This is a genomic window from Nitrincola sp., from assembly GCF_048264025.1.
GTDB lineage: Bacteria > Pseudomonadota > Gammaproteobacteria > Pseudomonadales > Balneatricaceae > Nitrincola.
Genome location: NZ_JBLXDN010000023.1, coordinates 44217 through 57368 on the forward strand (window position 1 = coordinate 44217; position 13152 = coordinate 57368).

General features: G+C 57.6%; 8 protein-coding genes. 4 read left to right on the plus strand and 4 right to left on the minus strand.

The features are described 5' to 3' along the window. Position 1 precedes the first annotated feature (1 nt). Positions 2-868 (minus strand): DMT family transporter, encoded by an 867-nt coding sequence (locus ACN0R1_RS15070; RefSeq protein ID WP_417584301.1) that lies wholly within the window; start codon positions 866-868, stop codon positions 2-4. Positions 869-978: 110 nt separating this feature from the next. Between ACN0R1_RS15070 and ACN0R1_RS15075 the strand changes: the two genes are divergently transcribed. Next, the gene (locus ACN0R1_RS15075; protein ID WP_417584303.1) at positions 979-1911 is read left to right on the plus strand and encodes a LysR family transcriptional regulator; all 933 of its coding nucleotides are present in this window, start codon (positions 979-981) and stop codon (positions 1909-1911) included. A 93-nt stretch (positions 1912-2004) separates the two neighbouring features. After that, on the plus strand, positions 2005-2646 hold the full coding sequence (locus ACN0R1_RS15080; RefSeq protein ID WP_417584305.1) for a 2OG-Fe(II) oxygenase: 642 nt from the start codon (positions 2005-2007) through the stop codon (positions 2644-2646). A 50-nt stretch (positions 2647-2696) separates the two neighbouring features. On the opposite strand, the gene pbpC is transcribed toward ACN0R1_RS15080, so the two are convergent. The 3 genes from pbpC to ACN0R1_RS15095 are packed head-to-tail and all read right to left on the minus strand — an operon-like array spanning position 2697 to position 10570. Continuing rightward, a complete protein-coding gene (pbpC, locus tag ACN0R1_RS15085; protein ID WP_417584307.1) occupies positions 2697-5069 on the minus strand; it encodes a peptidoglycan glycosyltransferase PbpC in 2373 nt (790 codons plus the stop codon). A gap of 8 nt (positions 5070-5077) precedes the next feature. Then, entirely contained in the window at positions 5078-9958 is a 4881-nt protein-coding gene (locus ACN0R1_RS15090) for an alpha-2-macroglobulin family protein (RefSeq protein ID WP_417584309.1), read from the minus strand. Positions 9959-10006: 48 nt separating this feature from the next. Continuing rightward, on the minus strand, positions 10007-10570 hold the full coding sequence (locus tag ACN0R1_RS15095; RefSeq protein WP_417584311.1) for a TMEM165/GDT1 family protein: 564 nt from the start codon (positions 10568-10570) through the stop codon (positions 10007-10009). 291 nt (positions 10571-10861) lie between these two features. On the opposite strand from ACN0R1_RS15095, the gene dbpA reads away from it, so the two are divergent. Further along, on the plus strand, positions 10862-12241 hold the full coding sequence (gene dbpA / locus ACN0R1_RS15100; protein WP_417584313.1) for an ATP-dependent RNA helicase DbpA: 1380 nt from the start codon (positions 10862-10864) through the stop codon (positions 12239-12241). A 111-nt stretch (positions 12242-12352) separates the two neighbouring features. Continuing rightward, positions 12353-13090 (plus strand): hypothetical protein, encoded by a 738-nt coding sequence (locus ACN0R1_RS15105; protein ID WP_417584315.1) that lies wholly within the window; start codon positions 12353-12355, stop codon positions 13088-13090. Positions 13091-13152: the final 62 nt, after the last annotated feature.

The window sequence follows — 13152 nt, forward strand, 5'->3', positions numbered from 1 at the left end:
TTCAGATGCGGATTCTATGTCGATTCTGACGCCCCTGCTGCACGCCAATCATCACTAATGGAATCACAATCATGGCACTGCCGGTCAAAAACCACAGATCCGGCTGCTCGGCAAACATCACCCAACCCAGCACCACGGCCCAGATCAACCCGGTGTATTCAGCGCTGGTCACCTGACTGGCATCCACCTGACGATAAGCCAGTAACACACTGATATTGTACCCGAGGATAAATACAGCCGATCCCAACGCATTCAACAGCAGTTGTGTCGTCCACTCAGCACCTTCCCACCAGGCCATAAACCCGGCAGCAGGTAAAAGCAGCAGGTAGTTAAGCAGGAGTTTATGCCCAGTAGACTGTTGCTCTGGAAGCTTGCGAACCAACAGAGCCCCCAGTGCTAATGCCAAAGCGGCGCCCAGGGCTGCCCAGGCCGCCCAGTTAAACTCCACCGGGCGCAGAATAACCAGGATACCGGCAAATCCGCTGAAAACAGCTAATAAACTCAAGCTTTTCAGGCGCTCGCCAAACAGCACAGCCGACAATAGCATCACCAGAATCGGTGCGGCATAAAACAACGCATTCGCCGTCGCCAGGGGCAAGTGCGTCAAGGCAATCACCATACACACCATACCGCCAAAATGAATATGCGCACGCAGGAAGTGCACTCGAGCACCCTTAAAAAAGCCTTCAGATTTAATGCTGATACAAAAAGGTAGCAATAGCAGCAGCGTGATCAGACTGCGCATAAATGCAAACAGGAACACCGCCGCATCCGGCTCCGCCAGTTTGACAAACACATCCGAGATTAACGCCATCGCATTACCGATCACCAGCAAAAAAATGGCGCTATTAACTGTTTTACCTGACATGTAACGACCTTGATAACTCAAACACTGACTAAAAATCGGACCCAGAGTCTAAACCCTGTTATTTATCTGATAAAATGATCTTTATTAATTAACTATTAGATATTTAGATAATGAAACTGCCGCCACTCAAAGCCCTGCCCGTATTTGAAGCCGTCGCACGCCTAAACAGCTTTTCGCTGGCTGCCAATGAGCTGGCGGTCAGTCAGAGCGCAGTCAGTCATCAGATCAAGCAACTGGAAACCTATTTAGGCGAGCCCTTGTTTCAACGCACTGGCCGCTATTTATCCCTGACCGAAGAGGGACGCCAATACCTGGAAGCGATCAGCTCTGCCTTGCTGCAGATAGAACGCGCCAGTGAGCAACTACTGGGGCAGGAAGCCGCACGTCTGCGACTATCCGTATTCAGCTCCTTTGCTGTGCGCTGGCTGGTGCCGCGCTTACCAGAGCTCAGCCGACAACACCCGCAGCTTGATCTATCCCTGGAGATGACTGGTGAAAACCCACAACTATCAGACCGGGTTGCTGACTGCTTTATCACCATCCGCAAAACCTCAGCAGCATTTGCCTATGACTTGCTCTACACAGAACGCCTGTTTCCGGTGTGCAGCCAGGAATACTGGCAAAAAATTTGTCGGGAACAGCAATTGGAACCCTCTACCACCCAGTTAGACCCCAAACTGCTGGCCAGTTACCCGCTGCTATCCACACATAGCATCTTCGATCGTGCAGCTGGGGACTGGGAAGCCTGGTACAAAGCGGCCAATATGAATTTGCCAACGCAACAACGCGTTCAACATTTCAGCCATATGCTCTTAGCCCTGGAAGCGGCACGTTTTCATCAGGGCATTGCACTGACCAACGATTACATGCTTAATCCACTGCATGATGATGATGATTTTGTACGCCTGCCCTGCCATCAACTCACCACCGGCGATGAATTCTATTTTGCCTGGAAACTGGCGCGCCGCAATGAAGTCGGCATACAACGTCTACGCCGTTGGCTGGTCAGTCAGGCAATAGACAGTGGGTTACGCAATGAGTGAACCAAATAGGCGCTGAGCCTTATACAAATCTGCGTGACCCTGTGCCCGGTTCCGTGTATAAAGCACAAAATCTTGCCTGATCTGAGGGCCTTCATGACTGACTCCTGCGCTGCGCTTTATGACACGATTGCCGATGCCCTCGTTGATCAAGGTTACTATCACAGTACCTCAAGCTTGCCAGACTTGCCAATCCTTGCGCTGCAACAACGTATACTGCAGCTGGATGCGGAAGATGCCCTGCAACGCGCGGGTATAGGGCGTGATCAGGATCACCAGCTCAACAGCGATGTCCGCCGCGATAAGATCCGCTGGTTACGCCACAGCAATACCGCTGAAGCGGCCTATTTAGACTGGATGGACGGCCTGCGTCAGGGGATTAACCGACGTTTATTTATGGGCTTGTTCGACTATGAATGTCATTTTGCCCATTACCCGGCCGGTGCCTTCTACAAGCAACACCTGGATGCCTTTAAAGGTCGCACCAACCGCGTATTAACCACGGTGTTCTATTTGAATGATCACTGGCAGAAGGATCAGGGCGGCGAACTGCTGCTCTACAATGACAGTGGCGATCATCTATTGGAACAAGTCTTGCCCGAAACCGGTACGCTGCTGGTTTTTCTGAGTGACCGCTTTCCACATGAGGTACTGCCTACCCAGCGGGACAGATACAGCATTGCCGGTTGGTTCCGAGTGAATAACTCCCTGAATGCCCAGATAGACCCTCCCAGCTGAGCCCCCGAAAGCTTAATGATTTCGGATAGAGGCCTGCAGCGCTACCAGACTTACCGCCCCAGTACCCGGATCGTCACCCGCCCAACCTGACCACTTTCGTCAATTACGCTTAGCTGGTGCTCGCCAGGTCTGTCGAGGCTCAGCGCCAAAGGTGCTTCACCGACACTCTTCCCGATCGGCTCGCCACTCAGGAACCAGCGTCTCAGCCCCTCTCCGCCGCTGGCTCTAAGACTGACCGGCACAGGCCCTTTGCGGCCACCGACCCTCCGTATCATGTCGCCATCGCGCAGACCGATGATCTGCAGTGGAGCACTAGCACGCGGATCGGGTGGCGGTGGGCAAATCGACGAAACCGGTGGCAAGCGGTGCGCACGCTGCTCCTGCGGGGGCAACCAGGCATCCAGCGCGGCTGGCCACAAGAGGCTCTCGACGCGACGCGCGTTGGCGCAGTCGGGTGCCACCCGCTGTCCCTCACCATCCAGCCAGTGGACCAGGCGCTGTGCACCGCCGGTCGGGTGATCGGCCAATGGCAGCGTGGGCGGCACAACGCCATCGAGTACCCAGGCTTGTCGCACCTGGCGGCAATCCGGGTGATCTGAGGCTAGCACCTGACCTCCCGGCCAGCAGATGTCACGCACTCCAACCTCAGCAGGCGCGGCTTCGCGCCAGTTGGGATCACCCCCGCGCACCAGATCATGGGTCTGAAACAGCAAAGGGGCCGCCGATCTCACTCCGAACTGCGCCGCCACCGGTGTGCCATCGGGGCGACCAATCCACACGCCGATCAAATAGCGTGGCCCAACCCCGATCGCCCAGGCATCACGAAAGCCATAGCTGGTGCCAGTTTTCCATGCCAGGGTCGGATGCGTAGCGGCATCCATGGATAACGGCTGGCCCGACGCGCGCCGACCCAGCAGAGTCTGACGCACAATCCAAGCGGCCCCCTCAGACATAAGCCGGCGCTCGACCAAGGGGTCATCCTCAAACCAACGTAAAGGAGCAACACGCCCACCCTGCGCAAAGGCACGATAGCCAGCCAGCAAGTCTTCCAGACGGGTGCCGGTTCCCCCGAGGATCACCGCCAGATTAGGGGCGGCGTGAGCTGGCAATGCCATCGGCACACCCGCCTGCACCAACTCGGCGTAAAAGCGCCGCGCTCCATAGGCTTCGAGCAACTGTACCGCTGGCAGGTTGAGCGAGCGCGCAAGCGCCTCAGCCACTGATACCGGGCCGGAAAAACCGCTGGCGAAGTTGCCGGGGCGATAACTGGCATGGACGCGTGGCACATCCTGCAGCAATGACTCCGAATGGACCAGTCCCGCATCCAGGGCCAAGCCGGTGAGGAACGGCTTGAGGGTCGAACCGGGCGAACGCAGCGCACGCACCATATCAACATGGCCGAATCGCTGATTATCGTTAAAATCAGCCGAACCGAGATAGGCGCGTACCGCCATGCTTTCGTGTTCGACCACCACAACCGCTACTGAGGTGCGCGGCGGCAAGCGACCGCGCCAGCCTTCCACAAGCGCTTCAAGACGGCGCTGCAAGCGGGCATCCACCGTGGTGAGCAGGCGTGCACCACTACGCTCACCCACTACCCGACGCGCAAACAGAGGTGCCAACCCAGGCGGATCGGGCGGCGCCAGCATGATAGCCTCCTGTAGCGCCTCATCCACCCGCTGTTGTGACCAGCGTTCGCCGTCGCGCATGCGCATCAGCACCTTATCGCGTGCGGCGGTTGCACGCTCGGGGTAACGGTCCGGGCGCAGACGGCTGGGCGCCTGGGGTAACACCACCAGCAGAGCGGCCTCCGCTGGAGTGAGGGTGCCGGGGGGCTTACCCAGTAGCGTCCAGCTTGCCGCCGCAACCCCTTCGAGGGTGCCACCAAAGGGTGCACGATTGAGATACAGGGTAAGAATTTCGTCCTTGCTCAGATGCCACTCAAGCTGCAGCGTGCGCGCCAGTTGGCGGAGTTTGCCAGGCAGTGTGCGCGGGTGGGGGTCGAGCAGGCGCGCAACCTGCATCGACAGGGTACTGCCGCCGGAAACAATGCGCCCAGCGCGCAGATTGAGCCACGCGGCCCGTACCAGAGCCACCGGATTAACACCTGGATGGCTATAGAACCAGCGATCCTCGTAAGCGAGCAAGGCTTCGAGATACAAGGGCGACACTTCGTCAGGCCGCACGGCATGGCGCCACACCCCCTGGTCATCGGGAAAACGCCATAGCGGCGTACCATCCTGCGCGAGCACGATGCGGGCGCTGTCCTCATCAGGGAGAGGCAGCGGCCACAGGCGGTCAGCCACCCAGGCTAACATCACACTCAGCAATAGCACCAGCAGGGCAGCAACGGTCAGGCGGCGCCCGTGTTCGCTACCCCGACCGGCCCTCGCACTATCCCTAACTATCGTGCTGGCGCCCACCTGCCCACTCAGCGCGCCAGCACGCGCAGGTCTGGCGGGGTCGCTCCACGGCCCTGTAGCGATGGCCGGTACATCGACTCAACCAGCGGCGGCGGAACGCGATAGACACCGGGCGTGACCGCGCGGGCGAGATAGAGCAGATCGGTGCGCACTCCCTCACGAAGGTCTACCGCGGCAACATACCGATCACCCAGCCAGGCCTCATGACGGGGCGTATGCTCACCCCGGCGCTGCAGCAGCTCATTGATTTCAGTACTGGCGCTGGGCAGGCGTGCGGAGCCGTCCAGACGCTGGTTTTCAAGCTCCAGCCCGGCCGGAAGCAGATCAACCACCAGGGCGTCATGCACACGGGTACGGGCACGCAGTGTCAGATGTACCAGTACCAGCTCGCCGCTATCGAGTTCCCCAGTGACGTCGCTGCCATCGAGTCGCAACATACGACGACTGACTGCGATCTGGTGTTCATCCGCTGGCAGCGCGTTGCGCGGATAGCCGGTCAGGGTGGTGCGTTGATACAGCGTCGAGGTGCCCGGGTTGCTCAGTTGGAAATCTGTCCCCAGCTCGGCTTCGCCAAAACGTAGCGCGCGCGGACGATCGCCCTCGACACGATTGGTCGCCGCCGCTGTGACTTGTGCCTGCCAGGTCTCACCGGCACGCGACAGGCCATGACGACCGGCGAGGAACAGGGCATTGCGCTCCTGAGTCGATAACCACGGGCGCTCGCGCAACTGCTCGCTAAGCATCAGGTGCAATTGGTCACGCGCGCTCACCTGCAGGGAGTGCTCCTCGAACAAGGCCAGAGTCAGCGCCATATCGCGCAAAGGACTGCCGTAGTCGCCAATCCAGCCGCGACGACCAGGGTCGCGCTGGTGCTGCAAGGCGGCATCGAGCAAGGTGTCGCTGCGGTCACCGTCACCCATGCGCTGCAATGCAAAGCCCAGTTGTGCCAGGGCCAGTCCGGATGGCGCGTGTTCGCGACGCTGAGCAAGCTGACGCAGACTGCCTAGCGGCGCCTGACCATGGCGGGTGAGCACATAAGCGGCATAGGCCTGTACCGCGAAGCGGGTGCGTTCGGCATTGTCAGTATAACGCGCTTCAATCTGGGCCGGGTTTTGCAGATACACCAGCAGGCGCTTACGCAGCGACTCCAATGCCGCTTCGGGTACGGCGAAGCCCTCTTCCACCGCACGCAGGAGGAAGTCCCCGACGTAGGCGGTCAACCAGAACTCTTCCTCGCCATCGCTGTTCCAGAGCGCAAAGCTGCCGTTGTAACGCTGCATCCCGAGCAAGCGTTCGATGCCGATCTCGATGCGGGCGCGGCGAGTCTCCGCGTCCTGCCCACGAATACCCAGACTGGCAAGCAGTTCCGGCCGCGCATAGAGAGATGGATAGAGCCCGCTGGTAGTCTGCTCGGCGCATCCATAGGGGTAGGCGAACAGCTCGCGTACATGCTCGGCCAGGTCCAGTGGCGGGCGAGCGGACAGGGATACCGCAACGCTGCGTGCATCCAACTGATCATATTGAGGGGCTAATTGCAGCAGTGACCAGGCGCTAGTGTCGGGCTGAAGGGCCGCAACGAAGCTCACCGTCTGCGCTGGCCAGGCGGGCCGCACGCCGATCTGCCAATGCTGCTCAAGCGGTGCAAAGGTCTCATCCGGCAGGGTAAGGCCAGCCACCACGAGGCTGAGCGTGCCTTCGCCGAGACCCGCACCGGCTTCGACAGGCATACGCAGCGTGGTGCGTGCACCAGGTGCCAGCTGAATACTATCGGGCCACGTACCGGACGCCGTCAACAGGCCACCCACTTCTAATTGCGCTTGCAACGTCTGCGGCTGATCGGTCAGGTTGGTCAGATCAATCGCCACCTCGGTTTGGTCACCGCCCGCCAGAAAACGCGGCGCCGCAAGGGTCGCGACCAGCGGTGCGGCAACGATGGTATGCGCCTCACCCATGCCGTAGGCACTGTCGCTCCATGCCTGCGCCATGATGCGCAGTTCACCGTTAAAATCAGGAATCTCCAGACTGACTTCAGCCGACCCGTCGGCTGCCACCGTCACCGGAGCCGATTGCAGGGCCACCAGTTCAATGGAGGTAATCGGTGCAACACCACCCCGATCGCTGTCCTGATCGCCACCGAAATTGAGCTCAGCACGGCGCGTGTCACCCACCTCGATCAGCTGTCCATAGATATCAAGGTGATCAATGCCGTAGCCACGTCGACCAAAAAAGGCCGCAAAGGGATCAGGGGTCTCGAAGCGAGTCAGATTGAGAATGCCGACATCAACCGCCGATACAATCACCCGCACCGTTTCACCCGCCTGTTCCGGCAGGCTGAGCCGCACCGGCAGTGTACGGCCAGGACGCATTTTTTCGGGTACATCCAGCTCGATCGCGAGGCGTCTATCCTCGCGATCGAGCGGCAGGTGCAACAGCCCGACAGCGCGGCGCGGCACGGTATGGGCAGCGCGTTCACCGGGGCGCACCACCAGCGCGCTCACGTAGAGGTCATGGCGCGCCCAGGATTCAGGAATCGGCAGTTCGAAATGCGCACCCTCGGCGGGCACATCTATCGGCTGCCACCACAAGGGCCCTTCGGCTGATTCCACCATCAGATACCCCTGCCCGGCGGCTGGCGCCTCGACTCCAACGCTCGCCACCTCGCCGGCGCGGTAGCGCGGCTTATCCAGGGTAAGGCGGACCTTGTCAGGGCGCACGTTGCCCTCTTCGGCATTCTCCTGCCACCTATAGCCAGCGTGGAAGCGGACACTGGAAACCAGCCCGGTTTCGGGGTCTTCGGCTTCAAGACGGTACCAACCCCACTCGGTCGGCACGCCCACTTCGATCTGCTCTCCGGCGGCAATATCATGGCGCTGCACCGACAGGACCAGATCCTTCTGGTTGAAGCTGCTACGCCAGCCCTCATTGGACGAGAACTGCCAGAAATAGTCGCGTCGCTCCTGCACCAGACGCACAGTCAGCCCGTTCACCGCCAAGCGTGTTCCAGTCGGATCGGCCACCAGGATCTCGAAACGCGCCTCACTCGACGCATCGGCGCGCCCGTCAGCGAATAGAGGTCGGATACCCGGCAGATGCTCGCCCGGCCACATCGGCAGTGTCGCTCGCCGCGTCACCGGCCGACCGCCGGATTCCTGCACGCTCGCCTGCAGGGTCAGCGCCAGCGGTGAGCGTCGTTCTGCCCATTCGCTGGGCACACTCAACTCGCCCACGCCAGCATCGTCCAGCCAGCTCTCACTCAGTTCAATCACCCGACTCGGCTCTGCCTCAGTGGTGTCGCCGAACTGGAAACCAGGCAAATCAGGCACCGCCTCGCGCAGTGGTTCAACAAACAGCTGCCCGATCAGGCGGTTGCCCGCCGCAGGCGCGCCGTACAGATAGCGCCCCTCAAGGGTAAAGTGTGCATCGTCGTGTGGTGCAAGAGGTCCAGTGGCATCTGGTGAGATCTCAAGCGCAAGACGCTCGGGCAGAAAATCCTCAACCAGGAACTCATACACCGCTGGAGTCTCGCCCCCCAGATCCATCTGCATCCGCCACCGCCCGGTTTGGGCACTCTCGGACAGGGGGTAGCGATACTGATACAGCCCCTCAGCATCGGCCTGCCACACAAAACTGCGCACCACCTCGCCATCGGGCCGCAGGATGCGGGTCGGAATCGGCTGCGGCGGTTGAGCATGGCCATCAGCATCACGCAACAGCGCATTCACTGGCACAGTCTCACCGGGCCGATAGAGATCGCGCGGACCAAAGGAGAACAAATTGAGCGCCTCCGCCTGCGGCCCACTGACCGCAAACTCGGCCAGATCCAGAGCAGCATCTTGCAGGCGCAACAGTGTGGTCGCGCGCTCACGCGTGGCGAGCAGCAAGCGGGCATCCTTATGCATTGGCAGGCGAACATGACCATCGCTGCCGCTGCGGCCCTCGGCGAGGGTCAGACCTTTCGCATCTAGCAGTTCCAACCTGACCTCAGCGAGCGGCAATCCTTCATCCAGTGACTGCACGAAGGCATCAAGCCCAGTGGCACTGCGGCGCACGCTCAGACCAATATCGCTACGGCTGAACACCGTCACCGGCAGACTGTATGCAAAGGTCCCGCTGGGACGCATCACCGCCACAAACACCCCGGGCTCGGCCAGCGCGGCAATGTCATCGAGCGGTAACATCAAGCGTTCGCGCGTATTGGCTGGCGGGTTCAGCGCAAACTGTGCGGTATGGACCAGTTGCGCGTTAGTGGGCATATCCTCGAGCTGCCACAGATCCATCGCAGACTGGCGGTTCCACTCGGACAGAAAGCCGTGCAGGCGTTCCGGTCGGATGCGGAAAAACTCCACATCAACCTTATCGACATTGACAGCGATCACCGGCAGGCCATCCGCCAGCCGCATCGGCAGTAACGAACCACGACTGGCGAACCCGAGCGACGGCGGTTGAGCGCGGGTGGTGAGCTGGTGAGTTTCACCCTTACCCAGCGGCACCCCAGCCACACTGCGGATGTCGGCCGAGATCTGCAGGCTGAGTGTACGCTCGGGCTCGATTGGCTGTCGGCGTAGCTCCTGAAGGTTGTCGGCTAGCATCCAGCCGCCCTCGAGACGACTGCCCTGCGCATCAGCGAGAGTCAACAGGGTATCAAAACGCTGATCCGGATCGAGCGGCGCCGAAAACGACACCACCAGCGCACTGGCACCAGCAACGTCGAGTTCAGACACATCTCTCACTGACAGCACCTGAGCCGAACCCTTATCTTCGAGCACAACCGCATCTTTAGCCTTGGATGCTGCCTCTTCTGCTCCCTTGTCTGGTTCGGCCTGGTCGCCACACCCCACCAACAATACCGCCACCCACAAGGCACCCGCCAACATCCGCCACCGATTCATCACACCACCTCAATCAATTGAACTGTGAGTATAAGAAATATTAACCACTTATATTAGCAGATCCGCTATTCCCCATAGACCAAAGCCAGCAAATAACACCGCCGCCGCGATGCGAAATACATTCATATTGATACGTTTAAGCACCCACTCTCCGGCAAAAATGACCGGCACATTGGCCAGTAGCATCCCCAGCGTTGTGCCCAGGGTTACCAACACCAGCGACTCAAACTTAACCGCCAGCATCAGTGTGGCCACTTGGGTTTTGTCACCGATTTCAGCCAGAGAAAACAGCACCAGTGTGGTGACAAAAGCGCCGTACTTCACCAGGCGTCCGTTCAGATTATCATCACTATCTGGAACTAATACCCAGGCAGCCATTGCCAAGAAACTTAGCGACAGCAGCCACTGGAATATATCGCCCGATAGATAATCCGCCAACCAATCACCCAGGGCAGCAGTAAGTCCATGATTCAGTAGTGTAGCTAGGGTCACACCAAAAGTAATTGCCCAAGGCCGACGAAATTTAGCTACCAAGAGTAAGGATAGGAGTTGGGTCTTATCGCCCATTTCAGCGATAGTTACCGCTAGCGTTGACAGGAAAAATGCATCCATTGACGTGTTCCGGGGCAGGACTGTTAAATACAAAAGGCATAGCCACACATCCCACCCCGGTCTGTGCATCTATACCTTAGGTCTCATCAGTCGCTCTGCAATAGATCTACATGCAGAGGGTGTATCAACCATGAGCATGTGGCTCAAGTATGTTGGCTGATACCCCGACCTGAGTCGGGCGATTACTCCCCCAAGAGTCCGCGCAGATTAGCGGCAGTTGAATAAGTTGTCAAACCTATCCACCGCAAGCCATGTTATAATGCATTTTTATTTTTGATCTGTGGATGACCCGTGACGACCTCTCTGTTCAATAATCTCAACCTCCCAGCCGCTGCCCTGACCAATCTATCCCAGATGGGCTATGAACAGATGACGCCGATTCAACAACAGAGCCTGCCCCTGGTGCTGTCGGGTCGAGACCTGATTGCCCAGGCTCAGACCGGCAGCGGTAAAACTGCGGCGTTTGGCATTGGCATGCTGGAAAAGCTCAACCCCCGTCTGTTTGCTGTACAAGGGCTGGTGCTCTGCCCTACCCGTGAACTGGCTGGACAGGTTGCAGGTGAACTGCGCAAGCTGGCGCGCTACCTCGACAATATCAAAATCATTACCCTGTGTGGTGGTCAGCCCATCGGCCCACAAATCGGCTCACTGGAACACGGCGCGCACATTATTGTGGGCACACCTGGGCGTTTGCGTGACCACCTGCGTAAGGAAACCCTGCAGCTGGATCGCCTGACCATGTTGGTGCTGGATGAAGCTGATCGCATGCTCGACATGGGCTTCGAAGACGATATCCGCTTTATTATCGGTGCGACGCCCGCGAAGCGTCAGACCCTGTTATTTTCGGCTACCTACCCGGAGCAGATCGAATCCATCAGTGCGGCGTATCAATACGATCCTGTCAGAGTCAGCATCGATACTCAGCATGATGACTCTACTATTGATCAGAAGGTCTGGTACTGCGACAGCAAACACAAAGCCGCGGCTGTGGCGGCCGTGTTACAACACTTTGCCCCGGAAGCGGCAATTATTTTCTGTAATACCAAACAGGGCTGCAACGACATGGCCAATGCGCTGCGAGACTATGATCTCAAGTCTTTGTCGCTGCATGGCGACCTGGAACAGCGCGAACGCGATCAAGTGCTGATCCGTTTCAGTAATGGCAGCAGCCGCTACCTGTTGGCAACTGATGTAGCTGCCCGCGGACTGGATATCGATGCGGTGGATCTGGTGATCAATGCCGATCTGCCGCAAGACCCGGCCGTCTATACCCATCGGGTAGGTCGCACTGGGCGAGCCGGACGCCAGGGTATCGCCATCAGCCTGTGCGGCGAGCGCGATAAGCACAGATTACAGCGTATCGAAGAACTGCAATCTCAGACCATCACAGCGATTGATGACTTGCCAGCAGCCACACCGGATAACAACCCGGCCGCCGCCGAGATGGCCACACTCTGCATTGCCGGCGGACGCAAAGACAAACTTCGTGCAGGTGATATACTCGGTGCCCTGACACGTGCCGGTGGCATAGATGGTAAGCAGATTGGCAAGATCGATATCACCGATCACGCCTGCTATGTCGCGGTGCATCGCCGTATAGCCGCCGACGCGCTGGAACAGTTGAAGTTAGGGAAAATTAAAGGGCGCACCTTTCGCGCCAGGCGCATTTGAACTAATCTCATTGGCATTAGGCGTTTGATCAGTTGCAACCTGGTCGTTGGGTGAATAATTAACCCTATAGGCTCAAGAAGATTACGTTTCACTATCAAGGAAGCTCATAACATGACATGGGACAGATTTGCTTATATTTGCCGGAAAGCGAAAGGATCACTTAAGGCTGAAGAGTCTGTTGTTGAATGCATCTCTCGAATTGAAAACGAATCCAGTTGTCGGCTATATGGAGAAGATATTAGCCGCAAGAGTTTGAGCCGAAACCTGTTAAACAAAATCGGTGCTATTCAGGACCAAGGCGAAGCAATAAAAGCTTTTGCTATTTATAGTAAAATTGACATTTTACAACACTTATCTGAGCCCCTGCAGTTCAAAAGAGTCACTATCTACCTGGCGTATGTTACCTTTATTTTCTTTATCATAAGCCTAATTTACCAGTTTAAAGTAACACCTACTTTTCTAGGGCTATTCCAGTCACTCGAGCTCCCCACCCCTACGCATTTGATTTTTTATCGTGATTACTGGCAGTACTTTATACTTTTTATATTTATGGTATTAGCCCTGTCTTTGATAATTGGTTTCACCCTTAAGGGACTTTTCAAATTCCAACAGGGCCGTGAAAATGGACTTATATTACGTTTTTTTGTATTTAGTGGTATCCGAGAATCCTATCTACGCATAATAGAAGTGCTTTCGTACCCTGTGTCATCTATTCAAAATGATCACACCGCTAATAGAAGTGAAATCACTGATCACCTTTCTGAGATAGCCGCTTCCGGAATGGATTTAGCTGTAGAGATGCAGGCACTTATAAAAATAGAAGCCATGTCATTGCCTGAATTCAGATAATAACCGCAACACTCATGTGATGGGCCAGGTCGGAGAGAGGCCAGCTACCGAAATGTGGTAGC

What these genes read in the sequence shown, in the direction of transcription:
- ACN0R1_RS15070 (WP_417584301.1), bottom strand. Translation starts at nt 868, where the DNA reads ATGTCAGGTAAAACAGTTAATAGCGCCATTTTTTTGCTGGTGATCGGT.
- ACN0R1_RS15075 (WP_417584303.1), top strand. Translation starts at nt 979, where the DNA reads ATGAAACTGCCGCCACTCAAAGCCCTGCCCGTATTTGAAGCCGTCGCA.
- ACN0R1_RS15080 (WP_417584305.1), top strand. Translation starts at nt 2,005, where the DNA reads ATGACTGACTCCTGCGCTGCGCTTTATGACACGATTGCCGATGCCCTC.
- ACN0R1_RS15090 (WP_417584309.1), bottom strand. Translation starts at nt 9,958, where the DNA reads ATGAATCGGTGGCGGATGTTGGCGGGTGCCTTGTGGGTGGCGGTATTG.
- ACN0R1_RS15095 (WP_417584311.1), bottom strand. Translation starts at nt 10,570, where the DNA reads ATGGATGCATTTTTCCTGTCAACGCTAGCGGTAACTATCGCTGAAATG.
- ACN0R1_RS15105 (WP_417584315.1), top strand. Translation starts at nt 12,353, where the DNA reads ATGACATGGGACAGATTTGCTTATATTTGCCGGAAAGCGAAAGGATCA.